The sequence below is a fragment of the Clostridium sartagoforme genome (assembly GCF_039521405.1).
In the GTDB taxonomy this organism is placed as follows: domain Bacteria; phylum Bacillota; class Clostridia; order Clostridiales; family Clostridiaceae; genus Clostridium; species Clostridium sartagoforme.
This window is the reverse complement of the sequence record NZ_BAAACH010000014.1, coordinates 52,402-78,991: the sequence shown is the minus strand read 5'-3', so window position 1 is coordinate 78,991 and position 26,590 is coordinate 52,402. Positions and strand designations below refer to the sequence as shown.

General features: G+C 28.3%; 25 protein-coding genes. 3 read left to right on the top strand and 22 right to left on the bottom strand.

Annotated elements, in window-relative coordinates; all coding sequences use genetic code 11:
- Positions 1-16: 16 nt before the first annotated feature.
- The 9 genes from smc to pta form a co-directional block, all read right to left on the bottom strand.
- Complete coding sequence (gene smc / locus ABDZ60_RS06645) at positions 17-3,580, bottom strand: chromosome segregation protein SMC (RefSeq protein WP_343777055.1); 3,564 nt, start codon at positions 3,578-3,580, stop codon at positions 17-19.
- Positions 3,581-3,769: 189 nt separating this feature from the next.
- Positions 3,770-4,804: an elongator complex protein 3 gene (locus ABDZ60_RS06640; protein ID WP_016206399.1), complete on the bottom strand. Its 1,035-nt coding sequence runs from the start codon at positions 4,802-4,804 to the stop codon at positions 3,770-3,772.
- A complete protein-coding gene (rnc, locus tag ABDZ60_RS06635) occupies positions 4,797-5,495 on the bottom strand; it encodes a ribonuclease III (RefSeq protein ID WP_016206400.1) in 699 nt (232 codons plus the stop codon). The genes ABDZ60_RS06640 and rnc overlap by 8 nt, the downstream gene beginning before the upstream one ends.
- A gap of 131 nt (positions 5,496-5,626) precedes the next feature.
- Positions 5,627-5,857, bottom strand: coding sequence for an acyl carrier protein (acpP, locus tag ABDZ60_RS06630; RefSeq protein WP_016206401.1), 231 nt, complete (start codon positions 5,855-5,857; stop codon positions 5,627-5,629).
- A 75-nt stretch (positions 5,858-5,932) separates the two neighbouring features.
- Positions 5,933-6,934, bottom strand: a complete 1,002-nt coding sequence (gene plsX, locus ABDZ60_RS06625) for a phosphate acyltransferase PlsX (RefSeq protein WP_016206402.1) — start codon at positions 6,932-6,934, stop codon at positions 5,933-5,935.
- A gap of 56 nt (positions 6,935-6,990) precedes the next feature.
- Positions 6,991-7,176 (bottom strand): 50S ribosomal protein L32, encoded by a 186-nt coding sequence (gene rpmF / locus ABDZ60_RS06620; protein ID WP_008678357.1) that lies wholly within the window; start codon positions 7,174-7,176, stop codon positions 6,991-6,993.
- Between the two features lie 2 nt (positions 7,177-7,178).
- Entirely contained in the window at positions 7,179-7,688 is a 510-nt protein-coding gene (locus tag ABDZ60_RS06615; protein WP_016206403.1) for a YceD family protein, read from the bottom strand.
- A gap of 226 nt (positions 7,689-7,914) precedes the next feature.
- Positions 7,915-9,111 carry an acetate kinase gene (locus tag ABDZ60_RS06610; RefSeq protein ID WP_016206404.1) on the bottom strand — a complete coding sequence of 399 codons (1,197 nt, stop codon included), beginning with the start codon at positions 9,109-9,111 and terminating at the stop codon, positions 7,915-7,917.
- Between the two features lie 25 nt (positions 9,112-9,136).
- Positions 9,137-10,138, bottom strand: a complete 1,002-nt coding sequence (gene pta / locus ABDZ60_RS06605) for a phosphate acetyltransferase (RefSeq protein ID WP_016206405.1) — start codon at positions 10,136-10,138, stop codon at positions 9,137-9,139.
- Between the two features lie 223 nt (positions 10,139-10,361).
- Between pta and ABDZ60_RS06600 the strand changes: the two genes are divergently transcribed.
- The gene (locus ABDZ60_RS06600; protein WP_016206406.1) at positions 10,362-11,567 is read left to right on the top strand and encodes a nucleotidyltransferase; all 1,206 of its coding nucleotides are present in this window, start codon (positions 10,362-10,364) and stop codon (positions 11,565-11,567) included.
- A gap of 47 nt (positions 11,568-11,614) precedes the next feature.
- Positions 11,615-12,805, top strand: a complete 1,191-nt coding sequence (ylbJ, locus tag ABDZ60_RS06595) for a sporulation integral membrane protein YlbJ (protein WP_343777049.1) — start codon at positions 11,615-11,617, stop codon at positions 12,803-12,805.
- On the opposite strand, the gene ABDZ60_RS06590 is transcribed toward ylbJ, so the two are convergent.
- The 6 genes from ABDZ60_RS06590 to ABDZ60_RS06565 all read right to left on the bottom strand — a co-directional run bounded on the left by ABDZ60_RS06590 (position 12,791) and on the right by ABDZ60_RS06565 (position 18,609).
- On the bottom strand, positions 12,791-13,327 hold the full coding sequence (locus tag ABDZ60_RS06590) for a hypothetical protein (protein ID WP_016206408.1): 537 nt from the start codon (positions 13,325-13,327) through the stop codon (positions 12,791-12,793). The genes ylbJ and ABDZ60_RS06590 overlap by 15 nt on opposite strands.
- 25 nt (positions 13,328-13,352) lie before the next feature.
- Complete coding sequence (gene coaD, locus ABDZ60_RS06585) at positions 13,353-13,826, bottom strand: pantetheine-phosphate adenylyltransferase (protein WP_016206409.1); 474 nt, start codon at positions 13,824-13,826, stop codon at positions 13,353-13,355.
- Between the two features lie 17 nt (positions 13,827-13,843).
- Positions 13,844-14,398 (bottom strand): 16S rRNA (guanine(966)-N(2))-methyltransferase RsmD, encoded by a 555-nt coding sequence (gene rsmD / locus ABDZ60_RS06580; RefSeq protein WP_016206410.1) that lies wholly within the window; start codon positions 14,396-14,398, stop codon positions 13,844-13,846.
- A 64-nt stretch (positions 14,399-14,462) separates the two neighbouring features.
- Positions 14,463-16,493 (bottom strand): ATP-dependent DNA helicase RecG, encoded by a 2,031-nt coding sequence (gene recG / locus ABDZ60_RS06575; protein ID WP_047000602.1) that lies wholly within the window; start codon positions 16,491-16,493, stop codon positions 14,463-14,465.
- An 86-nt stretch (positions 16,494-16,579) separates the two neighbouring features.
- The gene (locus ABDZ60_RS06570; RefSeq protein WP_343777046.1) at positions 16,580-18,250 is read right to left on the bottom strand and encodes a DAK2 domain-containing protein; all 1,671 of its coding nucleotides are present in this window, start codon (positions 18,248-18,250) and stop codon (positions 16,580-16,582) included.
- Positions 18,251-18,261: 11 nt separating this feature from the next.
- Positions 18,262-18,609, bottom strand: a complete 348-nt coding sequence (locus ABDZ60_RS06565) for an Asp23/Gls24 family envelope stress response protein (protein ID WP_016206413.1) — start codon at positions 18,607-18,609, stop codon at positions 18,262-18,264.
- 238 nt (positions 18,610-18,847) lie between these two features.
- On the opposite strand from ABDZ60_RS06565, the gene rpmB reads away from it, so the two are divergent.
- Positions 18,848-19,039, top strand: coding sequence for a 50S ribosomal protein L28 (rpmB, locus tag ABDZ60_RS06560; RefSeq protein ID WP_008678335.1), 192 nt, complete (start codon positions 18,848-18,850; stop codon positions 19,037-19,039).
- A 238-nt stretch (positions 19,040-19,277) separates the two neighbouring features.
- Here the strand turns inward: rpmB and ABDZ60_RS06555 are convergent, their stop codons facing one another.
- From ABDZ60_RS06555 to rsmB, 7 genes are all read right to left on the bottom strand, one after another.
- On the bottom strand, positions 19,278-19,913 hold the full coding sequence (locus ABDZ60_RS06555; RefSeq protein WP_016206414.1) for a thiamine diphosphokinase: 636 nt from the start codon (positions 19,911-19,913) through the stop codon (positions 19,278-19,280).
- A 1-nt stretch (position 19,914) separates the two neighbouring features.
- Positions 19,915-20,562 (bottom strand): ribulose-phosphate 3-epimerase, encoded by a 648-nt coding sequence (gene rpe, locus ABDZ60_RS06550; protein WP_016206415.1) that lies wholly within the window; start codon positions 20,560-20,562, stop codon positions 19,915-19,917.
- On the bottom strand, positions 20,556-21,425 hold the full coding sequence (gene rsgA, locus ABDZ60_RS06545) for a ribosome small subunit-dependent GTPase A (RefSeq protein ID WP_016206416.1): 870 nt from the start codon (positions 21,423-21,425) through the stop codon (positions 20,556-20,558). Before rsgA ends, rpe begins: the two co-directional genes overlap by 7 nt.
- Before the next feature lie 138 nt (positions 21,426-21,563).
- Positions 21,564-23,492: a Stk1 family PASTA domain-containing Ser/Thr kinase gene (gene pknB, locus ABDZ60_RS06540; protein WP_343777043.1), complete on the bottom strand. Its 1,929-nt coding sequence runs from the start codon at positions 23,490-23,492 to the stop codon at positions 21,564-21,566.
- Between the two features lies 1 nt (position 23,493).
- Positions 23,494-24,213: a Stp1/IreP family PP2C-type Ser/Thr phosphatase gene (locus ABDZ60_RS06535; protein WP_016206418.1), complete on the bottom strand. Its 720-nt coding sequence runs from the start codon at positions 24,211-24,213 to the stop codon at positions 23,494-23,496.
- 15 nt (positions 24,214-24,228) lie between these two features.
- Positions 24,229-25,260 carry a dual-specificity RNA methyltransferase RlmN gene (gene rlmN, locus ABDZ60_RS06530; protein ID WP_047000598.1) on the bottom strand — a complete coding sequence of 344 codons (1,032 nt, stop codon included), beginning with the start codon at positions 25,258-25,260 and terminating at the stop codon, positions 24,229-24,231.
- Positions 25,261-25,267: 7 nt separating this feature from the next.
- On the bottom strand, positions 25,268-26,587 hold the full coding sequence (gene rsmB / locus ABDZ60_RS06525; RefSeq protein ID WP_047000597.1) for a 16S rRNA (cytosine(967)-C(5))-methyltransferase RsmB: 1,320 nt from the start codon (positions 26,585-26,587) through the stop codon (positions 25,268-25,270).
- Positions 26,588-26,590: the final 3 nt, after the last annotated feature.

Below are 26,590 nucleotides of genomic sequence, written 5' to 3'. Positions count from 1 at the left end.
AGCCATAATTTACCTCCTAATTATCTTTACTTAAGTCAACTGAAACTACCTTTGATACTCCTTTTTCCTCCATAGTTACTCCATACATAATATCACTTGCTTCCATAGTTCCTTTTCTATGAGTAATTACTATGAATTGAATATTTTCAGAGAATTGTTTCAAGAATTCTGCATACCTATATACATTTGCATCATCCAAAGCTGCTTCAATTTCATCTAATATACAAAATGGTGTTGGCTTCATTTTCAATATCGCAAATAATAATGCAATTGCTGAAAGTACTTTTTCTCCACCTGACATTAGATTTATATTTTGAAGTTTTTTACCTGGTGGCTGAACATTTATTTCTATATTAGCTGTAAGTTCATCACCTTCACCTAAAATAAGTTCTGCTGTTCCCCCTTTAAATAAATCTTTAAAAGTTTCGTTAAAGTTTGCATTAAGTACTTTAAAATTTTCTCTAAAAAGCTCTTGCATTTTTGTAGTCATTTCATTAATAACTGTCGTAAGTTCATCTTTTGCTTTATTTAAATCTTCTTCTTGCGACGACATAAATTCATATTTTTCACAAACTTCTTCATATTCTACAATTGCCGCTAGATTTACGGTTCCAAGAGCTGTGATTTGAGACTTTAATTTAAATATTTCATCTCTAACTTTTGAAACATTCTCTATCTCTAATGCAATTTCTATAGCTTCTGCTAAAGTTAAACTTAGCTCTTCATTTAACCTCTTATAATTATTTTCTCTTTCACTTTCTATTTTAGCATATGATATTTCTCTTTTACTTAATTCATTTTCTAATACTCTTAATATTTCTATTAACTCATTAGCTTCCCCATCTCTTATTTTTAACTTATCTTTTAAAGTTATTCTTTTAATATCGTCAGATTTAAATATATTCTCAAGATTATTTAATCTATTATTAATTTCATTAATTAAATTTATATCTTTATCTATTTGATTTCTTAAAGAAATTATAGTACTTTCTCTTTCTTTGTTTTCTAATTTAAACTTCAATATTTTTTCTTCTTTTTCTCTCTCTTCTTTTTCTTTTCTTTTAAGCTCAGATTCTTTTCCATAAACAACTTCATCTAATGCTGCCTTGTTTATTTTAATTTGTATAGATTCATCTTTTAATTTATCAAACTTCTCTTTCTTTTCTTTTAATAAATCTTCATAAGATAAAATATTATCTCTATTTTTTTTATTATTTATCTCTAGATTTTTTAATGATTCCTCTTTATTTTTTATTTCTTCTTTTAATTTATTTAAATTTTCATTGTTTAAAGAAATTTCTTTTTTTGAAACTTCAAAAGAATTTCTAAGTTTAACTCCTTCATTTTCTAAGGACTTTATTTCACTTTCAAATCTTGTTATATCGATTGTCTTCCCATGAACTTCATCACTTTTATTTAAATTTTCCTCATCTATTAATTTTACTTCTTCTTTTATCTTATTTAAATAATCATATTCTAAAGAATATCTATCTTTACTTTCCATTATACTTTTTTGCAACTCTTGAAGTTCTCTTCTTCTTCCTAATATACTTGAATTGTTTTTCTTATAAATACTTCCTCCCGTAAGAGCTCCACCAGGGCTAATTACCTCTCCATCTAATGTAACTATCTTAAGCTTATAATTACCAATCCTTGATATCTTTAAAGCAGATTCCATATCTTTAGCAATTATTGTTTTACCTAATGAATAATCAATTACTTCTTTAAATTTACTATCAAAACTAATCAAATCAGATGCTAGTCCTAAAAAACCTGAAATGTCTTTTATATTATTAGATATATTTAATCTATTTCCCTTAATAATATTTAAAGGTAAAAAAGTTGCTCGTCCTAAAGAATTTTTCTTGAGATACTCTATTAATAGCTTTGCAGTATTTTCATCATCAGTTATTATATTTGAAATAGCTCCCCCTAAAGATATTTCTATAGCAGTTTCATATTCCTTGTTGACACTAAATACTTCACCCAACACCTTAGTACCTTTTCCATATGCTATTTGTCCATTTTCTATTCTTTCCATTAATCTTTTTACAGAGAGTTGATAACCTTCATAGCTTTTTTCTAAGTCTTTTAAAGTGGTTAATTTCCCTTCTAAAGTATTTATGTTTTTAGATATTTCCCTTATAATATTTTCTTTTTTTGTTATATCGCCAATTAAACTTGAAAGCCTTTTCTTATTTTCAATTATAATATTTCTTAAATTTTCTCTTTCTTTTTGAGTTTCTTCTATATTTTTTCTTAATCCTATAATTGTGGCTAAGTTAATACTTATATTTCCTTCTAAAGTCTTTAAAGTATTCTCACCATTTAATCCTAACTCTTCTTTATTTAGTATTTCTTTATTTAATAAAGAAATACTATTATTGGTTTCTGAAATCTTTCTTAATAACTCAAATTCTTCATTTTTGAAATACTCTATTTCTCTTTCTATTCTTTGAATTTCTTTTTTTAAATCATATATTTCATTTTCCAACCTCTTAATATCATTTTCTTTTTGAAGTTGCTCCTGTATTTTTTCCTCAAGTTCTTTAGCTATATTCTCTTTTTCTTTTTTAGAATCTTCTAAATTATCTTCTAAATTCTTTATTTCCTCTAAATCTTTTTCTATTATTTCTTCTAGATTTTTAATTCTTTCTTTAAGTATTTCTATATTATTTAGACTTTGATTTACTTCCTCCTTTTTAATATAATATTCACTTTTTTCTTGACTATTTTTATTCTCTAATTCTTCTATTTTTACTTCTAAATCTAAAACTTCTTCTTTATATATTTTTAATTTATTTCTTTTAGTTTCTATGTCACATTTTTTATTACTTATTTCTTCACTTATGTTATTAATATCTTTATCTATTCTTTTTATATTATCAACTAAAACAGAAACTTCTTTAACTTTAAGATCTTCTGCTAGAAGTTTGTACTTTAAAGCCTTTTCTCTTTCTACTTTTAATGGCTCAATTCTTTCTTCATAAGTTGAGATTATATCTCTTATCCTAATTAAATTATTTTCTGTATTGGCTAGTTTTCTTTCTGCTTCCTCTTTTCTTGACTTAAATTTAACTATACCTGCTGCTTCTTCTAGTAAGGCTCTCCTATCTTCTGCTTTTCCACTTAATATAGCTTCTATTTTACCTTGTCCAATAAGCGAGTATCCTTCCTTGCCTATTCCTGTATCCATAAACAAGCTATTAATATCTTTTAATCTACACTTTTGATTATTTATTAAATATTCGGTTTCTCCAGATCTAAATATTCTCCTTGTTACTGTTACTTCAGAGTAATCAGTATCTAATGAATTATCTGAGTTATCTAACGTAAGTGAAACCTGAGCTAGTCCAACCGGTTTTCTAAATTGAGTTCCTGCAAAAATGACATCTTCCATTTTCCCACCCCTAAGGGTTTTTACACTTTGTTCTCCAAGAACCCAACGAACTGAATCAGATATATTACTTTTCCCACTACCATTTGGTCCTACTACTGCTGTTACTCCCTTTTTAAACTTTAATTGGGTCTTGTCTGCAAAAGATTTAAACCCTCTTATTTCTATGGATTTTAAAAACATAGATGCACTCCTTATCTATATCAATGATACTAATAGACTCATTGAAAACATGATTGCTAAAATTATAGTAATTATATATATCATTTTTTGTCTCGTTTGTTTTTTCATAATTACCACTCCTATTCTTATTTAAGTTTATAGTAAAGATAGTAAAATATCAATAATAAGGTAGGCAAAATCTTGCCTACCTTATATACTAACCTTTTCTATTCTTTTTAGTACGATAATATTAACATTCCCTCTGTTTATCTTATCTTTGGTAGTAACTGCTATTTTCCCATTATGATTATATTTTAAGTTATTAAAATACACTTTCTTATTTGCGTAAAGCTTGCTTAAATCCTTTGAATTTATTTCTATTATAATATCTTCATCTATATTTATAGATGATTTTATTTTATCACAAAGCAAGCTGCCTTCCACTAACTCTCTAAAAGCTGGATGGAAAGGTCCATCTATAATATCTTTGCCCCAAGTAATATTTTCTGTTGGTTGAAGACCAATCCTAATTATATTAACATTTGCCTCTTTATATAATTTGTATAATTCTTTAGATACACAAACAGCTTCTTCTAAGGAATATGGAGTATACTCTCCTCTTTTATACATTTCTTCCATAGGTGTATCTTTTATCACTAATGATGGGTATATTCTACATATATCTGGTTCCATTTCTATTGATTTTTTTACAGTTTCAATATCCTTTTCAAAATTATCTCCTGGTAATCCTGGCATTATTTGATGCCCTAATGTAATTTTATATTCTTTTATAAGCCTAGAAGCTCTTTTCACATCTTCTGAACTATGACCTCTTCCAGATAACCTTAATACTTCATCATTCAATGATTGAACTCCTAGCTCAATTATATCTACTTTATATTCTTTTAAGTAATCTAATATGTATTTATTTATTGCATCAGGTCTTGTAGACATTCTAATTTTATCTATATAACCTTTTTCCTTATATTCTTTTGCAACAGATAATAATTCCTTTTGTTTATTTATATCTATTGCTGTAAATGTTCCTCCAAAAAAAGATATTTCAATAGTTGAATTATTATGGTCTATTGTTTTAATATACTCTTCTACTGTCTTTCTTACATCTTCATCTGTCACTTCTTTATTAACAGCTCTAGCTATTTTATCTTGATTACAAAATACACATTGATGGGGACAGCCCTGATGAGATACAAATATAGGTATTATATAATGCTTTTTACTCATTAGATTCCTCCAAAGCTCGTAGTGCCTCTTTAGCTGCATTTTGTTCTGATTCTTTTTTACTATATCCTTCACCTTTACCATATTCCTTATCTTCTATTATAACTGAAGTAAAGAATTTTCTTCTATGAGGAGGTCCTTCATACTTAAGCAATTCATATACTATTGATACTTCGCCTGATTTTTGCATTTCTTCTTGAAGTTTTGTTTTATAGTCTAGCACTATACTATTATTAATTGCTTTATCTATTATTTCTTTAAAATGACCGATTATATAATCCTTAACAAATTCAAGGCCCTTATCTAAATAAATTCCTGCAATTAAAGCTTCTACGGCATCTGCTATTATAGATACTCTTTCTCTTCCCCCCGTTAGCTCTTCTCCTCTACTTATCCTTATAAAATATCCTAAATTTAATTTTTTACCAATTTCATAAAGTGAATTTTCACAAACTATTAAGCTTCTTATTTTTGTTAATTCACCTTCACTTTTGTTTTTATAATTTAAAAATAAATATTCAGTAATACATAACTGTAGTATTGAATCTCCTAGAAATTCAAACCTTTCATTATATTCTTGATCTTTATGTTGATTAGCATAAGAACTATGAGTTAATGCAACCTTTAAAAGAGTAGGCTCATTAAAGGTTAGTCCTATATTTTCCTCAACTTCTTTTATATTAAACTTCGCCATTTTATACACTCCTTGAAGTTTATTCTTCAATTTGCTTTTTAACAAAATATCTTTAATAGAGCAAATTCAAGAATAAACCAAATTATATCATAATTTTTAAATATAAAATCCCGCATTAAAGCGGGATTATACTACTCTTCAACATGATTCTTTAAATACTTAACTACATCTCCAACAGTTTTAAAGTTTTCTGCTTCTTCATCTGGGATTTCTGTGTCTAATTCATCTTCTAAAGCCATCATAAGTTCAACTAAATCTAATGAATCTGCATTTAAATCTTCAACGAATGAAGAGTCCATTGTTATATCATCTTCGTTAATGCTTAATTTCTCAGCTATTATTTCTCTAACTTTTTCAAACATCTAATTCACCTCCTACATACATCATTTAGATAATATTATATATTATTTATCTAGTCAATATGCATATTGGTATAATTATATATTATTTTGAAGTTCTTCTTTTATTTTTTCTAATACTTTATTCTCATAAAAAGTTTTTGTTTGTCTTATAGCATTTTTAAAAGCCTTTCCATCTGAGCTTCCATGAGCTTTTATACAAATACCCTCAACGCCTAAAAATGGTGCTCCACCATATTCTTTATAATCAAATTTTGTTTTTAATGCTTTAAAAACAGGACTTAAAAGACCTGCACCAACTTTTCTCATTATTCCTCCAGATAAAATCTCTTCTTTTATCATTCCTAATAATGTTGAAGCTACACCTTCATACATTTTTAACAAAGTATTTCCTACAAAACCATCGCAAACTAAAACATTTACATCACCTTTTGATGTATCTCTTGGTTCTACGTTGCCAACAAAATTCAAACTAATTTCTTCTTTTAATAGCTTGTGAGCATTTTTAGTTAACTCATTACCCTTTTCTTCTTCTGCTCCTATATTAACTAGCCCTATTGAAGGTTCTGCTTTGCCCAATACTCCTTGATAATACACCTTGCCCATCTTAGCAAATTGTAATAAATAGTTAGGCTTACAATCTACATTTGCCCCAGCATCTACTATCATAAAGCTACCATTTCTACCTGGCATAATTGGAGCAAGTGCTGGTCTTTCTACGCCCTTTATTCTTCCAACTATAAGTGTACAGCCAGCCAAAAATGCCCCTGTACTACCTCCTGATATAATTGCATCACATTCTTTTTCTTTTACAAGTCTTAATGCTTTGCATATACTTGAATCTTTTTTCTTCTTTAAAGCCATTACTGGATGTTCATTTGGAGAAATAACTTCTCTTGCATCAACTATATTAATTAGCTTTTCATCATATTGGTATTTCTTTAGCTCTTCTTCTATTTGCTCTTTAGGCCCAGTTATATAATATTCTATTCCTTTGTATTCCTTTAAAGCCTGTATAACACCTTCTATTACAGCCTTAGGTGCATTATCTCCGCCCATGCCATCTATAGCTATCTTCATAATACCATTCGCCCCTTTTCTTTATATATAAAGAAAAGAAAGTCATTAGACTTTCTTTATTCTTCTACTGAAGCAACTACTTCTTTACCTTTATAGAAGCCACAATTCTTGCAAACTCTGTGAGCTAGCTTCATTTCGTGACATTGTGGACACTCAACTATTCCAGGTAAGCTCGCCTTAAAAGTTTGAGCTCTTCTTGAATTTCTCTTTGCTCTATATGTTTTTCTAGCAGGATTTCCCATTACTACACCTCCTTATTTCCAAACAACTCTTGTAACTTTGCCAGTCTTAAGTCTACATCATTTGTCTCACATTGACAAGAACCTTCATTAAGATTTTTACCGCATTGGTAGCAAAGTCCCTTACAGTCATCTGTGCAAAGTCTCTTAATAGGTAAGGTTGAAATAATAACATTTTCAACTATTTTAGTAATATCTAAAGTATCACTATCTACAAAAATAATTTCCTCATTTTCTTGAAGTTCCTTATTATTTGTAAACCTTTCTTCTATATCAATATCTATTGGATAGATAAAGGCCTCTAGGCATCTTGAACAGTTTAATTTTAATTTTGTCTTTATTGAAGCTTTTAAAGTTAAAACATCTCCAATAGAAATTAGATCTCCAACTAAATTTATAGCTTCTATAGCTTCTATTTGATCTCCATCAAAAGAAAGTGGAGCTAATTCATATGTTACATTTATTTCTTTTTTTCTTTTCTTAGATGAAATTAAGTCTGAAAATTGTATAATCATATGTATTTGCTCTAGACTAAGTCCTCATATCCTTTAGGATACATTATACACATTATGTGTATAGCTTGAGCAAAGCTTCATTTCACTCCTTAGATAAATATTTGCCGAATAAACACAATTTATTATATAAAGTGCACCATTAAAAGTCAAGTAATTTATTGTAAATTACTTAACTAATAATTATGCACTCAAAAATATATCTATTGAATATTACAATTTCTATAAATTACTTAATTAATTCAAGAGTATCTCTTGCAATAACTAATTCTTCATTAGTTGGTATAACAAAAGCTTTTACCTTACAATCAGCTTTTGATATTTCTCTTAATTTTCCTCTAACATTATTTTTCTCAGTATCTATTTCTACACCTAAGAATTCTAATCCTTTTAAGATTGATTCTCTAGTTTCTGGCCCATTTTCTCCAACTCCAGCAGTAAATACAATAGCATCAACTCCACCCATAATAGCAGCGTATGATCCAATTGTAGCCCTTACCTTATATTCAAATATAGAAAGTGCTAATTTAGCTCTATGTATGCCTTCCTTAAAAGCAGCATCTTCAATATCTCTAAAATCTGAACTGATTCCTGATATTCCAAGAACTCCTGATTTTTTATTTAGTAAATCATTAACCTCATCTATTGATAAACCTTCTTCTTTCATTAAGAAAGTTACTATAGCAGGATCTATATTTCCACTTCTTGTTCCCATAGCAACACCTTCAAGTGGGGTAAAGCCCATTGATGTATCAATAGAAACACCATCTTTAACAGCACATAAACTTGCACCATTTCCTAAATGACATGTAACTATCTTTAAGTCTTTTATATCTCTTCCCATAACTTCTGCCACCTTTTGAGAAACATATTTATGAGAAGTCCCATGGAATCCATATTTTCTTATGCCATGCTTTTTATATAAATCATATGGAAGTGCATATAAATATGATTCTTCTGGCATTGTTCCATGAAATGCAGTGTCAAATACTACTACCATTGGAGTATTTGGCATTAGTTCTTCACAAGCTTCTATTCCTATCATATTTGCAGGATTGTGAAGTGGTGCTAATTTAAAGCATTGTTTTATATACTCTTTAACTTCTTCATTAACAATTACTGAGTTTTTATACTTTTCTCCACCATGAACAACTCTGTGTCCAACTGCTGATATTTCATCCATTGATGAAATTACTCCATGCTCACTATCTACTAAAGTATCTAAAACTAGCTTTATAGCAACTTTATGATCCTCCATTGGTTGTTTAACTATATACTTATCTCTGCCTTCAACCTTTTGAGTTAAAACTGAACCTTCAATTCCTATTCTTTCCACTAACCCTTGAGCTAATGCCTCTTCAGTAGTCATATCTATTAATTGGTATTTAAGCGATGAACTACCGCAATTAATTACTAATACTTTCATTTGTTATACTCCTTCCTAACAGTTATTATTTTTGAGATTGTGCTTGAACTGCAGTTAATGCAACAACATTAACTATATCATCAGAACTACATCCTCTTGATAAATCATTTATTGGTTTTGCAAAACCTTGGCACATAGGTCCTATAGCCTCTGCATTTGCAAATCTTTGAACTAACTTATATCCTATATTTCCACTTTGTAAATCTGGGAATATTAATACATTAGCTTTACCTGCCACATCACTATTTGGAGCTTTCTGAGATGCTACCTTGTCAACTATAGCCGCATCTAATTGCAACTCACCATCTATTAATAAATCTGGTCTTAATTCCTTTGCAAGTTCTGTAGCCTTTCTAACTTTATCAACCATTTCGTGATCTGCGCTTCCCATTGTTGAAAATGATAACATAGCTACTCTTGGTTCTATCTTACAAAGATTTTTAGCTGTATCTGCTGTAGCTATTGCTATTGCTGCTAACTGCTCATAAGTTGGGTTCGGATTAACTGCACAGTCTGAGAATAAAAGCATCCCTTCTTCTCCATATTTTGAACCTGGTACCATCATTATGAAGAAACTTGATACAACAGATACTCCTGGTGCAGTTTTTATTATTTGTAGTCCCGGTCTAAGTAAATCTCCTGTAGTATGTATAGCACCAGAAACCATTCCATCAGCATCATCTAATTTAACCATCATAGTTCCAAAATACAATGGATCTCTTACTATTTTTTCAGATTTTTCTAAAGTCATTCCTTTACTTTTTCTTAATTCATAAAACTCATTAACATAAGTTTGTAATCTTTCTGAAGTGTTTGGATCGACTATTTCGATTCCTTCTAAGTTCACTCCTAGTTCTTTTGCTTTTTCATTTATTTTGTTTTTATCTCCAACTAGAACTGGATAAGCTAAACCAAGTTCTTCGATCCTTTGTGCAGCAACTAGTGTTCTTTCCTCATCACCTTCTGGAAGAACTATTCTTCTTTTATCAGCCTTTGCTGCATCCCATAATTTATTCATAAGTTCCATAATAATTACTCCTTTCAAAAAGATACGGACTCATCTTCATATATTAATATACTCCTAAATAACTATAACTTTCAACATAAAAATATACGAAAGATTTAATTCTTTATATTATAAATATTCTGAATACTTTTGCTTGTCCGTAATCCTTCTCCTTTATATTAGTCTTTTATTAAATTTTTATTATGTTATAATGATTTTATATTTCCCATTAAGGAGTGTATTTATGAATATAACAGGAATAATAACGGAGTATAATCCTTTTCACAATGGTCATCTTTACCATTTAGATTCTGCAAAAAGAGAAACAAATTGTGATGGTATAGTTTGTATAATGAGTGGTAACTTCGTTCAAAGAGGTGAGCCAGCATTAATAGATAAATGGAAAAGAGCTGAAATGGCTATTTTAAATGGAGTTGATTTAGTTTTAGAATTACCAACTTTTTATGCTTTATCTTCTGCTGAATTTTTTGCAAGAGGTTCAGTATATATTCTTGATTCAATTAATGTAATCAATAACATTTTTTTTGGAAGTGAATGTGGAGATATCAACTTATTAACTAAAATTGCTAAAATATTAACAGATGAATCTAATGAATTAAAGTTAGAGATTAAAGAAAATCTAAAAAAAGGAATGACTTATGCTAAGGCTCGAGAACTTTCTTTAATAAAAATTTTAGAAGATGACTCTTTGAAAGAAATTTTATCAAATTCAAATAATATCTTAGGAATAGAATATATAAAGGCTTTAATTCTTTTGAATAGTTCAATTAAACCTTTAACTTTAAAAAGAGAAGGCGCTAAATATAATGATAAAGAACTAAATAGTCTCTTTTCTTCCGCTACTAGTATAAGAGAAAGTCTTAAAAACAATTTATCTTTAGATAATTTAAAAAATTATATTCCAAGTGTTTCATTAAATATGTTATACACTTTAAAAGATAAAAACTATCCTTTTGTCTTTGAAAAAGATATGTATGAATATATTAAATATAAACTCATTACAAATTGTATAGATTTTAACAATCTTTTTGAAATAAAAGAAGGCTTAGATAATAAATTCTTAAAAGAAATATATTACAGCACATCTTATGAAGATTTAATATTTAGAGTAAAAAGTAAAAGATATACTTATACCAAAATTTCTAGATTAATGTCTCAGATATTTTTATCTTTAGATAGATATTCTTTTAAAGATTTAATAAATCCAGATAATCTTTACGCTAAAGTTCTTGGATTTAATGATAATGGTCGTCTTATATTAAAGGAAATGAAGAAAAAATCAAAAATCCCCATTATAACAAAGGTTTCCAAAAACATAAATAATCCTCTTTTAAATCTAGATATTCAAGCTACTAAAGCATATTCAATATTAAATAATAAAGTGAATCCACTAAATGATTATTTAATGTTACCTATAATAAAAAGTTAATATTAGAAAGCCATAGGCATATAAATACTATATAGGAGGTAAATTTTATGTTTAGTATTTTTATTTTATGGCTTTTAATTTTTTTTCTAGTAGCATTACTTTTAAAACTTTTAGATATTAAGAAAAATTATCTTATTTGTTTCGCAATTACTATATTTATAATTATATTTGTAATAAATCTAGAGGTTAGTATTTCAGCTGCTATAAATGGTACAAAACTTGTTATCACAGCAATATTACCAACAATTTTTCCATTTAGTGTCATATGCAACTTATTAATCTACTATGATGGAATAACCCTTTATTCTAAAATTCTTGGGCCTTTAATTTGTAAACCTCTAGGTCTCTCTAGAAATTGCTCTTTTCCCTTGGCTGCAAGTTTTATATGTGGTTATCCATTAGGAGCAAAATACTCTTCTGACATTTATGAGCTTGGATATATACATAAAAGTGAATATGAAAGACTTTTAAATATAGCATCTAATGCAGGGCCAATTTTTATTTTAGGAGCAGTTGCAACTGCTATGTTATATGATGTAAAACTCGGGTATATTTTATTAATAGCTAATTATTTTTCTATAATTATTGTAGGTTTTTTAACAAGAAGAAATTTAAAATTTAAAGTTTCTTATTCAAATTTAAATAATACTTATAAAGAACTTCCCTTTGGTATTAATCTAAAAAATTCCATTGAAAATGCAGTTGCTACAACTATAAATGTAGGAGCTTTTGTTATAATATTTTCAGTACTAATAAGTATAATAAAAAGCAACACTTATATAAGCATTGCTTTTAAATATTTAGAAGACTTAATTAACTTGCCTGTTGGAACGTTATATAATCTTTTTTTAGGAAGTATTGAATTTACAAATGGATGTAAATTAATCTCTAATTCTAATATATCTATGAGTTTAAAATTAAGCATGATGAGCTTTATTTTATCATTTTCAAGCTTATCTGTTATAGCTCAAGTAAGCTCTATAGTAAGTAAAAGTAGTCCTAATATGAAGAAATATATATTTTATAAGTTTATACAAGGATTACTAAGTTTTATAATAACTTTTATTTCAAGTAATATACTTTTAACCTCAGTTCCAACTTCAAATATTATTACAAATGAAAATTATAATATTTATACACTTTATAAATATTTTATTCCTATACTATTGTTTTTTCTATTAACACTATTAATATCTATAACTCTAAAAAGTTTTAAGAAGAAATTACATTCCTCTTAACTCTGAAATATTTTCCTTTATTTTTGACCCTGTGCTACTTAGTTTTTCATCTATCTCTTTTGCTGCTATTTCAAAGGATTTTTGCATATTTTCAATTAGAATATTTCTTTTTTCTTCAATTTCTCGATCTAATTGAGATAAAATTTCTGTTGAATACTCTCTAGATCCAATTCTAATTGCCTTAGCATCTCTTTGTGCTAGGGCAATTATTTCATTAGCTCTTATTTTAGCTTCCTTCACTACATCATGATTTTCAACTTTTTGTTTCATCATTTCTAAAATTTCACTTTTAGTTGATTCATACTCTTTTTGAGCATCTCCAAGTATTCTATCTTTTTCAGTCATTACCCATTGTGCTTTTTTTAATTGATCTGGAAGATAATTTATTACTTGATCTATTACTTCTAAAAATTCCTTTTTATCTACTACACTTTTACCTGTTATAGGTACCTTAGGTGCTGTTTCTATAAGTTCTTCCAAATACTCCAAAAGTTCTATTATATTAACTTCTGTCTTCTCCATACCTTTTCCCCCTCGATAAAACAATTTAAAACTTATCTATAATTTCTGATATTAATTCGTTAGGTACAAGCCCTTCAATATTTCCACCAAATTTAGCAACTTGCTTTACTGAAGATGAACTCACATAAGAATACGCTGAGGAAGTCATCATAAAAACCGTCTCTATATCTGGATTTAATTTCGAATTCATAAGTGCCATTTGAAATTCATATTCAAAATCTGATATTGTTCTAAGACCCTTTAATATAACCTTTGAATTATGTATCTTTGCAAAATCCACTAATAATCCTTCAAAACTTAATACTTCTACGTTTTTTAAATTCTTAGTAACTTTTTTAATTAACTCAACTCTCTCTTCAATATTAAATAAACACTTTTTATCTACATTTACTAATACTGCAACTATAAGTTTATCATAAATCTTAGAACCTCTAGTTATAATATCTAAATGTCCTTTAGTAATAGGATCGAAACTCCCTGGATATACTGCTATATTCATATCTATCACCTTTTTATTTACTCCTCATATTTATAAAAACATACTGTTGTATTTCCATATTTTCTACTTTGTAATAATTTTATATCTTTATATCCTTCGTATATTTCCTCTATAGAATCTATTTTTGTAACTATTATTCCATTTTCCTTCAGCATATTATTTTCTTTTACTATTTTGATTGCTTCTGGAATCATTTCCTTACAATAAGGTGGATCTATAAATATAATATCAAAAGTTATTCCTTTATTGCTTAACATCTTTAAAGCATCATATGAATCCATATTTAATGGAACACAGAAATCTTCAAACTTTAAACTCTTAACATTTTGCTTTAACAAAGGAAATGTAGTATTACTTTTGTCAATTAAATAAACTTCCTTTGCCCCTCTGCTTGCTGCTTCTAAACCAAGACTTCCTGTTCCTGCAAACACATCTATAGCCACAGCATCCGGTATGTATCCTTGAATTATACTAAACATAGCTTCTTTTACTCTGTCTAAAGTTGGTCTAGTTTCCATGGTAGCTGGAGGTATTAATTTTTTCCCTCTTGCTTTACCTGCTATTATTCTCATTTAGTTTCCTCCTTAGGTACTATCATTTCAATTTTATCACAATATTTATTCATATACAATTTTTTTAATTAAAACAAATATATCGACTATATCTTTCAATAGAGTTTGATATTTCTCTACACAATTTTACATGTTCTATTTCATTAGAACTAATTAAATTATTAGCTTCATATCTTGCACATTTTAATATATCTATATCTTCATATATATCTGCAAGAACAAGCCCTATATCTCCACTTTGTCTTATACCAAACATCTCACCTGCTCCTCTGAGCTTTAAATCTTGCTCAGATATATAAAATCCATCTGTTGATTCTACCATTATTTCCATTCTTTTTTTTGTTTTTTGATTTTTTGCATTTCCAATAAGAATACAATAAGATTCATACTCTCCTCTTCCTACCCTTCCTCTTAGCTGATGAAGCTGTGCTAAACCAAATCTCTCCGAATTTTCTATTATCATCATTGAAGCATTTGGTACATTTACTCCAACTTCAATTACAGTAGTTGAGATAATAACTTTAATTTTATCTTCCTTAAACAAATTTATAAGTTCGTCTTTTTCTTTCGGCTTCATTTTGCCATGTAATATTTCTATACTTACATTTTTAAATACATCGTCTTTTAATTCTTCATAAAGTTTTTCAACTGAATTCAATTCCATTTTTTCATTTTCTTCGATCAATGGACAAACTATATAAACTTGCCTTCCTTTTCTTATTTCATCTAAGGCTAATTTATAAGCTAACATTCTATCATTTTCAGAATAGAATTTTGTAGCTATCTTTTTTCTTCCTGGAGGTAGCTTATCAATAATTGAAACATCTAAGTCTGAGTACATATATAAAGCTAAAGTTCTAGGGATAGGGGTTGCTGTCATAACTAAAACATCTGGTCGTCTTCCTTTGTTTATAAGTTTATTTCTTTGCTCAACGCCAAATCTATGTTGCTCATCTGTAATAACAAGGCCTAAATTAGTAAAATCTACATCCTCTTGTATTAATGCATGTGTTCCTATTACTATAATCGGTTCGCCTGTGGAAATTCTCTCTTTTATTCGTTTCTTTTCTTTTAAGCTAGTACTCCCAGTTAATAATTCAACTTCTACATCAAAAGCTTCTAATATTTTCAAAGTTTCTTTATAATGTTGATTTGCAAGTATTTCTGTTGGAGCCATTAGAGATGCTTGAAATCCATTTTTTATAACATTAAACATTGCTATTATTGCAACTATAGTTTTACCACTACCAACATCACCTTGAACAAGTCTATTCATTGGATAATTACTTTTTTGATCCCTTAATATTTCTCTAACAACTTTAGTCTGTGCCTCTGTTAACTTAAATGGTAATGCTTCTTTTAAATTCGTCAATTGCTTATGCCAATAAAATGAAATCCCATTTTTGTTTCTAAGATTATTTTTTAGTAATAAAAGTTTCATTGAATATGTAAATAGCTCTTGAAACTTTAATCTTACTAGTGCTTTATCTAATTCATTTTTATCTTTTGGAAAATGAATTTCTCTTATTGCTCTATCCAATCCTATCATATTATACTTTTCTAGCATTATTTCTGGTAAATTGTCTGTTATAACTATCTCATCTAATATTTGATTTATAAGCTTAGTAATTATTTTATCACTTAAATCACCTTTCAAAGGATATTTAGGTATTATTTCACTTTTCTTCGCGTCTCTACATCCGATAATAGGGTTTATAACTTCTAATAAGTTACCTACTTTTTTAAATTTCCCAACTAACTCATAAGATTCATTTAATCTATAAGAATTTTTTATATATCTTTGATTGAACCATTTTCCAACAACAATGTGTCCTTTATAATCAAACTTTATTGTTGTTATAATTTTCCCTGTTTTGGTTTTTATATCTCTATCATACCCTATTACTCTACAGCTTAAAATTTGTTTTTCTTCACCATCTATTTCATTAAAATCTATATCACTTCTTATAAATTCATAATCTCTTGGGAAATATAGCAGTAAATCATATATAGTAAAAATTCCGCATCTATTAAGCTTTTCACTAAGCTTTGGTCCTACTCCTTTTAGAGTAGATATTTCCATGGATATATTCATTTGCTCACCCTCAAAATTTTAATTCACTAAATATTAAAGCACAAGTTTCTACTTATGTAAATAAAGTAAAAACTTGCGCTTTTTTATTATTCTACTGATACTAAGAAATAATAAAGAGGCTGTGCTCCTTTATAGCATTGAACATCTAACTCTTCATACTTTTCTTCTATTTTCTCTGCAAATTCTTCTGCTTCTTCTTCTGTTACATCTGCACCATAGAAAATTGTTATAAGTTCACTGTCTTCGTCAATCATATCAGAAAGTATTTCCTCTGTAATATCAAAATAAGATTCTCCAACTCTCTTTATTTTACCTTCAATCAAACCAAGAATATTTCCTTCTTTTATTTCTATTCCATCCATTTCTGTATCTCTTACTGCATAAGTTATAGAACCTGTCTTAACCATTTCTCTTGCTTCTTTAAGATTTTCTACATTTTCATCAACTTCTAGTTCTGGATTAAACATTGTAACACATGTTATTCCTTGAGGTATTGTAGTTGTTGGTATTACCCTGACATCTTTATCTGCAATTTCAGCTGCTTGATTTGCTGACATTATTATATTTTTATTATTTGGTAAAACAAAAATATGTTCAGCATTTAATTTAGATACACATTCCATTATATCTTGAGTTGAAGGGTTCATTGTTTGGCCACCTTCTATAACATAGTCAACACCTAAATCCTTGAATATATTAGTTATACCTTCACCCATTGCAACTGCCACAAATGCATATTTCTTCTTTTCCTGTTCTAACTCTTCAACTGCTGCTTCACCTTCAAAGTGAGCTGAATCATCTATGTTAGCTTCTTTATATTCTTCTTTGCTTAAAAGTACTTCCCTATGCTCTTCCCTCATATTATCTATTTTTATTTTTGATAATTCTCCTAATTTAACAGCCTTTGCTAAAACAGCTCCTGGGTCGTTTGTATGAATATGTACCTTTATAACATCTTCATATCCAACTACAACTTGTGAGTCTCCCATAGGAGTTATATCATCTCTAAATTTTTCAGCTTTACTAGCATCTGCTAAAATTATAAATTCAGTACAATAACCAAATTTAATATCTATATCTTCTGTACCTTGAGCACCTTGCATTTTAGCAGTTGCTGGTTTAATATCCTTTATTTCAGCCTTAATATCATCTCTTAAGGCATCATACATTCCTTTAAGAATAATATATAATCCCATTCCACCTGAATCTACAACCTTAGCTTTCTTTAATGCTGGTAATAAATCTGGTGTTTTATCTAACATTATTTTAGCTTCTGTTACTATAACGTCCATAATATCTACTATATCTTTTACATCTGTATCTATCGCTGCATCAGCGGCAGCTCTTATAACAGAAAGTATAGTTCCTTCTGTTGGTCTCATAACAGCCTTATATGCGGCGTTACTACCTTCCTTAAAAGCTATAGCAAGTTCTATAGCGTCTACTTCATTTTTTCCTTCTAGGCCCTTAGAAATACCTCTTAATATTTGAGAAAGAATTACTCCTGAGTTTCCTCTTGCTCCCATTAAAGCCCCTTTAGCAAGCTTTTTTGAAGTTTCAGCAATTGACATAGAATTTAATCCTTCTATCTCTTTAACTGCAGCCTTAAAAGTAGCTGACATATTGGTTCCTGTATCTCCATCTGGAACAGGGAATACATTTAAAGCATTAACGTATTCGCTTTCTTCTAACAATCTGTTGCTAGCATTAACAACCATGTTATAAAAATCATGGCCATTTATTTTCTGATATTTCATCTTTTTACCTCCTAGACTCTAACTGCTTGAACATTTACTGTAACAGATGAAACTTTTAATCCAGTAAAGTTTTCCACGCTATAACGTACCTTTTGTATTATGTTATTAGCTATTACAGAAATCTTTGTTCCATATTCAACCATAACATATAATTCTATAACTAATTTATCTTCATTAAATTTCAGCTTAACACCCTTGCTTAAATTTTCTATTCTCATTAATTCCCATAATCCCTCAGTTGCATTCTTAGAAACCATACCAACTACTCCATAGCACTCCATAGTTGAAAGTCCAACTATTTTTGCAAGCACTTCGTCTGAATAATGTATATTTCCAAGTTCATTTGAATATCCTACCATATAGAATCCTCCTTATAAATATCCTTATACTATATTTTATATTACTTATATTTATTATTCAAGTAAATCTTACATAGCTTATTATATGAAGATAACATTATATATATAAATATTTTTTAATTTAAAAGTTTTTTCATTTTTTTCTCATTTTCTATTGCTTTTCTAAGGCTTACTATGTTAAAATTTAATCTGTCCTATTGAAGAGAAATTATCTTCACAAATAAGGAGGTGTTTTCAAGTGGCAAGAAGATGCGAAGTTTGTAATAAAGGGGTTGTATCTGGAACTCAATACTCCCACTCACATCGTCAATCAAAGAGAACTTGGGCTCCTAACATAAAGAGAGTAAAGGCTTTAGTTAACGGAACACCAAAAACAGTTCATGTATGTACAAGATGCCTTAGATCTGGTAAGGTTCAAAGAGCAATATAAGTTCAAATAGAAAATGCAATTGGTTTTAACAATTGCATTTTTTATTTTATATTTAATTATTTTGTCATACATTTTTCATATGTAGTTATCTTTTCCTTTTAAAAAATCTAATAAAATTTGAAATAAATCTTGGTAATTTTATAGCTATTATCTTCATAAATTCTCCCTCCATAAAAAATCACTCATCTCTTTATATACATTGTATGCAAATAAACAAAATGAGTGATTATTTTTTTATTTAATCTTTAGAATAAATAACCATTATAATTCCACTATCAAAAGTTATTTTTATGTTTTTTCCTACAAATTCATTAGAAGTAGTTAAACCATCACCCAAAGATAGATCATAATTTAATAAATCATATTTAGAATTTTTTATAGTAAAATTTTTTACTATTTCACAATATGCATGAAAAGATATAATATCCCCTTTATTTCCTCTTAATATCATACTTTTATCACATAAAAAAATTCTATTATTATCATCTACTATTTCAACATGAATAGATTTCTTTAGTCCTTTTAACATAAGTCCAATATTACTTAATGAATGATCATATCTAGTTCCAGTTGCTCCTAAAAGTATTATTTCTGTTGCTCCTTCTTCAAGAGCTAAGTTAAATGCAATTTCTGTATCTGTAAAATCCTTTTCCTTTTTGTATTTTATTTTTTTACAGCCATTGGCTTCCATACAAGCTATTATCTTATTATCCGCCGAATCAAAATCACCCAGTATGTATTTTGGAGATATATTATATTGGTATAGTACCTCACAACCTTTATCCGCACCTATTATAATATCTGCTTTTTTATATGATTCTAACAACAGATGCTTAGATGGTGCTTTTCCTCCTGATACTATTAAAGCCTTCATTTTATTTTCCTCTTATTACTTCTATATTTTCTTTAAGTTTTCCATCTCCAAATACTGCTGAACCAGCAACTAAAACATTTGCTCCTGCATTAATTATATCTTTTGCATTTGTTTTATCTACTCCTCCATCTACTTCTATTAATAAGTTTTCATTTAACTTTGAGCTCATTTCTTTAACTTCTCTAATTTTATCTAAAGAATATGGTATAAACTTTTGTCCTCCAAAGCCTGGGTTAACTGACATTATTAATACTAAATCTAATTTACTTATTATATCTTTCAAAACAAAGGTTGGAGTTCCTGGATTTAATGATATACCAGCTTTAATTCCCTTTGACTTTATATATTCTATTGCTCTATCTATGTGTTTTTCCGCTTCATAATGTATTGTAATTATATCTGCTCCTGCATTTACGAAATCATCTATATACCTTGAAGGGTTTTCTATCATTAAATGAACATCGAATATCTTAGTTGTTTTATTTCTTATTGATTTTATTACTGGTAATCCTATACTGATGTTAGGTACGAAATTTCCATCCATAACATCTATATGAATAAAATCTGCTCCTGCTTTATCTACGTTTATAATTTCCTCACCTAATTTTGAAAAGTCTGCTGATAATATTGATGGTGATATCTTTACCATTTGTATTTTTCCCCCTCTAATAATTCTTCTAATATTCTTATATAAAAATTATATCTTATTTCATTGATTTTATTTTCTTGTAATGCCTTCTTTACTGAGCATTCAGGTTCCTTATTGTGAAGACATCCTCTAAACTTACAATTATGATTATATTCCTCAAACTCAGGAAAGCAATATCTAAGTTCATCTTTATTCATAAAGCTAATATCTATATTGGAAAATCCCGGGCTATCAACTAAATAACCCCCTTCTATTTCTATAAGTTCACTGTGTCTTGTAGTATGTTTACCCCTACCTATTTTCTTTGATACAACTCCTGTTTCCATATGAGTTCTATTTATAAGAGTATTTATTAAAGTAGATTTTCCTGCACCTGATGGCCCACATAAAACAGTTTCATTATTTTTTAACCTTTCCTTAAGAAGAGTAATCCCCTCCCCTTTTTTAGCATTTATGAATAATACATCATAACCAATATCATTAATCTTCTTTTTAATTTCTTCCTTTTCTTCTGTACTTGCTAAATCTACCTTGTTTAAGCATACTATTGCCTTTATATTATTATATTCGCATAGTATCAAAAATCTATTTAAAAGGTCAAAATTAATATCTGGATTTTTTACTGCAAATACTACAAAAGCTTGAGTAACATTTGCTACGGTAGGTCTTATTAATTCCGAGGATCTATCATATATATCTTCAATTACCCCTTTTCCATTAGAGATATTTATATCTACATTATCTCCAACCATAGGCTTCATATCCTTATGCCTAAACTTTCCTCTCGCTTTACATTCTATTATATCATCTTTAGTTTTAACATAGTAAAACCCACCAATTCCTTTTATAATTTTTCCTTCCATACTTCCTCCAAAAAAATTTAATCTTTATATTTTATAATAAACAGATTTCACCAAAAAATGCAAATAAATTTTATAAAAATAAAAATCAGCTTAAATGCTGATTTTTATTTTTATAACTAATTTCCATTATTACTATTGTTAATTTTCAGTATTCTCTGGCTTTTCTGATTTTTTTGCTTTTATTTCTACTGTTTGACCTTCTTTTATTTCTTTAGTAAAGCTTTCAACTATATCTCCACTACCAATTATCTTATAAGATATATTATTTCTAAGAAGTATTTTTATTGCATCATCTACCTTCATTCCTGCTTCAAGGCCTAATCCTGCAATATCTATAATTTTTTCCTCAAACTTTCCTACTGTTAAAGTTATTGGGGTTCCTTCGGTTCGTTGAGAATCAGAATCAGATTGTTTTAATATTACACCATCTTGGCTTTTATCATTGGTAATTTCATAATTAATAGTTACTACAAGCTTAAGCTTTTCTAGCGTCTCTTTTCCCTTAGCTTCCTTTTCTCCTACTACATTAGGTACATTAACAAGTTTAACTTCTGGTCCTTTACTTATAATTATTTCTATTTCAGTTTTTTTACTAATTTTAGTACCAGCAGATGGGCTTTGTTTAATTAAATACCCATTTTCTACTTTATCACTATATTCTTCCTTAATAGTATAATTAGTAAATCCTTGAGTTTGTAATGTTTTCTCAATATTTGTTTTTTCATAATCTCTAAAATCAGGCATATCTACTTGTTCTTCTCCTGCTGAAACTACAACATTAATTATTGAATCTTTCTTTACCTTTGTTCCTGATTTAGGGTCTGTTTGTAATATAGTATTTTCTGGTTTATCACTTTTTTCAGTGCTTTTAACTTTTATCTGTAATCCTAAAGCTTCAACTTCTGATTTAACTTCATTCACAGTTTTTCCAACTATATTAGGGACTTCAACTTCTTTATTACTATTTCCATTTGCTAGGAAGTATCCTATAGATCCTAAAATTAATACTAAAATTATTGCTCCGACTACAATTAAAGCCTTTTTAACACCATTTTTGTTTTTCTTTTTTTTCTTAACAGTTTCTTTATCGTCTTCGTCATATTCTTCATCATATTCTTCGTCTTCATCATCATAATAATCATCTTCTAACTTAGAAATATGAGTTGTCTTTTGACTTTGACTATTAATCGGACTCATTATTATAGTATGATCACTATTATCTACAACTTGAGAGCCTATTACTACATCAGGATTTTCTTGTATCTTTTGTAAGTCCTGAATTATTTCTTTAGCATTTTGATATCTCTTTATTGGTTCTTTTTCTATAGCTTTAAGTATTAACTTATTTAAACTATCCGGAATAGCAGAATTTATATTTTTAGGAGGAATAGGCTCTTCTTGCAAATGCTTTAATGCAACTGTAACTGGCGAATCACCTTCAAATGGTAATCTTCCTGTTACCATCTCATATAAAACTATTCCAAAAGAATATATATCTGATCTAAAATCAATATAAGTTCCTTTTGCTTGTTCTGGTGAAAGATAATGAGCTGATCCAATAATACTTGTAGTATTTGTTATTGTTTGTGAGTCTGTAGATTTTGCTATACCAAAATCAGTAACCTTAACTTCGCCAGATTCAGTAACTAATATATTTTGTGGCTTTATATCTCTATGGATTATATTATTCTTATGTGCACAATCCAGAGCTTTAGCTATTTGAAGAGCTATTTTTATAGCTGTATTATAACTAAGCTTTCCACTATAATTAATTAACTCCTTCAAAGTTTTTCCGCTTATATATTCCATTACTATATAATCTATATCATCTTGAGTACCTACATCTAAAACATTAACTATATTAGTATCTGATAAATTTGCAATGGCAGTTGCTTCTCTTTTAAATTTTTGGGATATTTCCTTATTGTCTGCAAATTGCTTTTTTAATATTTTTACTGCTACAAATCTATTAAGCTTATTACATTTGGCTTTATAAACTTCAGACATTCCGCCTTCCCCTACTTTTTCAAGAAGTTCATATCTGCCACCTAGTATAATTCCATTCATATTACACCTCTCCTCCAAATAACATTACAGTTATATTGTCTCTTCCACCTTTAAATTTAGCTAGATTAACAAGTTCCTCACAAATATCCTGTAATTCTTTTTCTTCTAATTTAAATGATAAAATCTCTTCTAAGCCTATTTCATTTGTTAAACCATCACTACACATAAGGAAATAATCAAATTTATTTTTTTCTATGCTAAATAGATCTATATTTACAACTTCTTCTGTTCCTATTGCTCTAGTTATAACATTTTTTTGAGGATGATTTATAGCTTGTTCCTTTGAGATGCTACCACAATCTAAAAGTTCTTGAACTAAAGAATGATCTTTTGTTATCTTGGTTATTTCCTTTGATTTTATTCCAAAGCAAGAACTATCACCAACATTTGCAACTTGAGTTATATTTTTAGTTATTAAACATGCAACTAAAGTTGTTCCCATTCCATTATAGGTTTCATTGCAGTGTGCTAAATTATACACCTTTGAATTTGCATGTTGAATAGCTTTTTCTAATATATTTCTACTATTCTCATCTTTAAAATTATCTTTTATGTATTTTATTAATGACTTTGAGGCAGTTTTGCTTGCAACTTCACCAGCATTATGCCCTCCCATTCCATCTGCTACTACATAAATTTTAAATTCTTCATTTTCATAAAATTCTGCATAATCTTCATTTAGGTTTCTTAAGTTACCCACGTCACTTTTTATACCAATCACCAATACCCACTCCCTCTAAATTTGAGACTTTAAGAAATTTCTCCTTAATTGACCGCAAGCAGCATTTATATCATTACCCATTTCTCTTCTTACTGTAACTTCAATTCCACTTTCTGATAATACTTTTTCAAAATCTTCTATAATTTTTTTTGAAGGCCTTTTCAAAGTATTTTCTTTTATTTCATTGACAGGTATAAGATTAACATGACATTGTCTTCCCCTTAACAATTTTGAAAGAGATTTCGCATCTTCTTTACCATCATTTATACCTGATACTAATGAATATTCAAAGGTTATTCTTCTGCCCGTTTTATTAAAGTAATAATCACAAGCTTCTAATATTTCCTTTATTGAATATTTATTAGCAATTGGCATTATTTCTCTTCTTTTTTCATCACTAAATGCATGTAATGATATAGCTAGTGTTATAGCATATCCTTTATCTGCCAGTTCATAAATTTTAGGTACTAACCCACAAGTAGACAGAGTTATGTGTCTTTGACCTATATTTAATCCATAATCAGAATTTACTAAATCTAAAAATTTAGTAACATTTTCATAATTATCTAAAGGCTCTCCACTTCCCATTAATACTATATTAGAAATTCTTTCACCTAATACCTTTTGAGCTAATATAACTTCTGATAATATTTCCCCAGCCGTTAAGTTTCTAACTCTTCCTTCTAAAGTTGACGCACAGAATTTACATCCCATTCTACATCCAATTTGAGTAGAAATACATATTGAATTACCATGCTTATATTTCATTATTACACTTTCGATGATGTTTCCATCATCGAAAGCTAATAATAACTTTTGAGTACCATCTAAAGTTGATTCATATTTCTCTACTACTTCTGGAATTCCTATATAAAAATTTTTACTAAGTTTATCAATTAAACTTTTAGGTAAATTCTTCATTTCTTCAAAATTCCAAGTATATTTATATATCCACGAAAAAATTTGTTTTGCCCTAAAGGCACTTTCTTCATTTTCCTTCATCCATAAGGAAACTTCTTCTAAACTGTAATCTAAAATGTTTTTCATATTTCACCTATTTTATTTTCTTTATTTTTCCCATAAAGAAACCATCCATAGAATCATTTGGCAATATAGTTAAGCTTCCATCTGCATTGTATATAAAGTTACTATTATTTCCTATATATACTTTTTCTACAGCTGCATCTTTATGCTTTGATAAGAACCATTGTAAATTTTCTTCATTTTCTTCTTTATTTAATGTACATGTAGAATATACAAGTGTTCCACCAGGTTTTAAATATTGCCATGCATTTTCCATTATTTCTCTTTGTATTGGAACTAAATCTTTTAATTGTTGTCTTGTTTTATTCCATTTTATTTCTGGTTTCTTTCTTATTATACCAAGTCCTGAACAAGGTACATCTATTAATACTTTATCTCCATAGCTTATATAATCACTATTTAGCTTAGTTGCATCCATAGCCTTACACACTATATTATTTAGTCCTAATCTCTTTGCATTTTCTTCTATAAGAGAAAGTTTATTTTCATGTAAATCAAAAGCTAAAACTTCACCAGTATTGCCTAATAATTCAGCAATATGTGTTGTTTTGCCACCTGGCGCAGCACAAAGATCTAAAACTTTATCTCCTTCTTTTAAATCTAATAAAGGTGCTACAAGCATTGCACTTTCATCTTGAACTGTAATAAGTCCTTCTTTAAAAAGTGCATTATCTTCAATTCCTTTTCCACCCTTTATTGCTATTCCTTCTGGGCAAGCATATCCTTCCTCAATATTATATCCAATCTCTTCTAATTTTTCATAAACTTCATCATATTCTGCCTTAAATTCATTCACTCTAACAGTAACTTTTGGCGTCTCATTTAGGCCTGACATTAATTTCATAGTCTTTTCTTCACCATATTGCTTTATAAAAAGCCTTATCATCCAAGGTTGAAAAGAAAACTTATAAGCAAGTTCATCTATTCTGTTTCCTGGAACAACAATTTCTTTTTCATCTTTTATATAGTTTCTTAAAATTCCATTTACAAGTTTAGATGCTTCTAAAGAAACTTCTTTTGCTTCTTCAACAGCTTCATTACATGCTGCATATTCAGGTATTTTATCTAAAAAATACATTTGATAAATAGCTACTCTTAATATATTTAATACGGTTGTATCAATTAAATTAATATCTTTAACAAAATTTCCTATTAACACATCTAAAGTTCTTTTTCTTCTTAAAGTTCCATAAACAATTTCTGTTATAAGTCCTTTATCTTTATCTTCTATATCTCTTGTATTGAGTTCATTTGAAAGAACTAGGTTTGAATACGCTCCTTCTTCTAAAACTCTCTGTACTATTTGTCTTGCAAGTTTTCTACTGTTCATCCT

What these genes read in the sequence shown, in the direction of transcription:
- smc (WP_343777055.1), bottom strand. Translation starts at nt 3,580, where the DNA reads ATGTTTTTAAAATCCATAGAAATAAGAGGGTTTAAATCTTTTGCAGAC.
- ABDZ60_RS06640 (WP_016206399.1), bottom strand. Translation starts at nt 4,804, where the DNA reads ATGAGTAAAAAGCATTATATAATACCTATATTTGTATCTCATCAGGGC.
- rnc (WP_016206400.1), bottom strand. Translation starts at nt 5,495, where the DNA reads ATGGCGAAGTTTAATATAAAAGAAGTTGAGGAAAATATAGGACTAACC.
- acpP (WP_016206401.1), bottom strand. Translation starts at nt 5,857, where the DNA reads ATGTTTGAAAAAGTTAGAGAAATAATAGCTGAGAAATTAAGCATTAAC.
- plsX (WP_016206402.1), bottom strand. Translation starts at nt 6,934, where the DNA reads ATGAAGATAGCTATAGATGGCATGGGCGGAGATAATGCACCTAAGGCT.
- rpmF (WP_008678357.1), bottom strand. Translation starts at nt 7,176, where the DNA reads ATGGGAAATCCTGCTAGAAAAACATATAGAGCAAAGAGAAATTCAAGA.
- ABDZ60_RS06615 (WP_016206403.1), bottom strand. Translation starts at nt 7,688, where the DNA reads ATGATTATACAATTTTCAGACTTAATTTCATCTAAGAAAAGAAAAAAA.
- ABDZ60_RS06610 (WP_016206404.1), bottom strand. Translation starts at nt 9,111, where the DNA reads ATGAAAGTATTAGTAATTAATTGCGGTAGTTCATCGCTTAAATACCAA.
- pta (WP_016206405.1), bottom strand. Translation starts at nt 10,138, where the DNA reads ATGGAACTTATGAATAAATTATGGGATGCAGCAAAGGCTGATAAAAGA.
- ABDZ60_RS06600 (WP_016206406.1), top strand. Translation starts at nt 10,362, where the DNA reads ATGAATATAACAGGAATAATAACGGAGTATAATCCTTTTCACAATGGT.
- ylbJ (WP_343777049.1), top strand. Translation starts at nt 11,615, where the DNA reads ATGTTTAGTATTTTTATTTTATGGCTTTTAATTTTTTTTCTAGTAGCA.
- ABDZ60_RS06590 (WP_016206408.1), bottom strand. Translation starts at nt 13,327, where the DNA reads ATGGAGAAGACAGAAGTTAATATAATAGAACTTTTGGAGTATTTGGAA.
- coaD (WP_016206409.1), bottom strand. Translation starts at nt 13,826, where the DNA reads ATGAATATAGCAGTATATCCAGGGAGTTTCGATCCTATTACTAAAGGA.
- rsmD (WP_016206410.1), bottom strand. Translation starts at nt 14,398, where the DNA reads ATGAGAATAATAGCAGGTAAAGCAAGAGGGAAAAAATTAATACCTCCA.
- recG (WP_047000602.1), bottom strand. Translation starts at nt 16,493, where the DNA reads ATGAATATATCCATGGAAATATCTACTCTAAAAGGAGTAGGACCAAAG.
- ABDZ60_RS06570 (WP_343777046.1), bottom strand. Translation starts at nt 18,250, where the DNA reads ATGAAATATCAGAAAATAAATGGCCATGATTTTTATAACATGGTTGTT.
- ABDZ60_RS06565 (WP_016206413.1), bottom strand. Translation starts at nt 18,609, where the DNA reads ATGGTAGGATATTCAAATGAACTTGGAAATATACATTATTCAGACGAA.
- ABDZ60_RS06555 (WP_016206414.1), bottom strand. Translation starts at nt 19,913, where the DNA reads ATGAAGGCTTTAATAGTATCAGGAGGAAAAGCACCATCTAAGCATCTG.
- rpe (WP_016206415.1), bottom strand. Translation starts at nt 20,562, where the DNA reads ATGGTAAAGATATCACCATCAATATTATCAGCAGACTTTTCAAAATTA.
- rsgA (WP_016206416.1), bottom strand. Translation starts at nt 21,425, where the DNA reads ATGGAAGGAAAAATTATAAAAGGAATTGGTGGGTTTTACTATGTTAAA.
- pknB (WP_343777043.1), bottom strand. Translation starts at nt 23,492, where the DNA reads ATGAATGGAATTATACTAGGTGGCAGATATGAACTTCTTGAAAAAGTA.
- rlmN (WP_047000598.1), bottom strand. Translation starts at nt 25,260, where the DNA reads ATGAAAAACATTTTAGATTACAGTTTAGAAGAAGTTTCCTTATGGATG.
- rsmB (WP_047000597.1), bottom strand. Translation starts at nt 26,587, where the DNA reads ATGAACAGTAGAAAACTTGCAAGACAAATAGTACAGAGAGTTTTAGAA.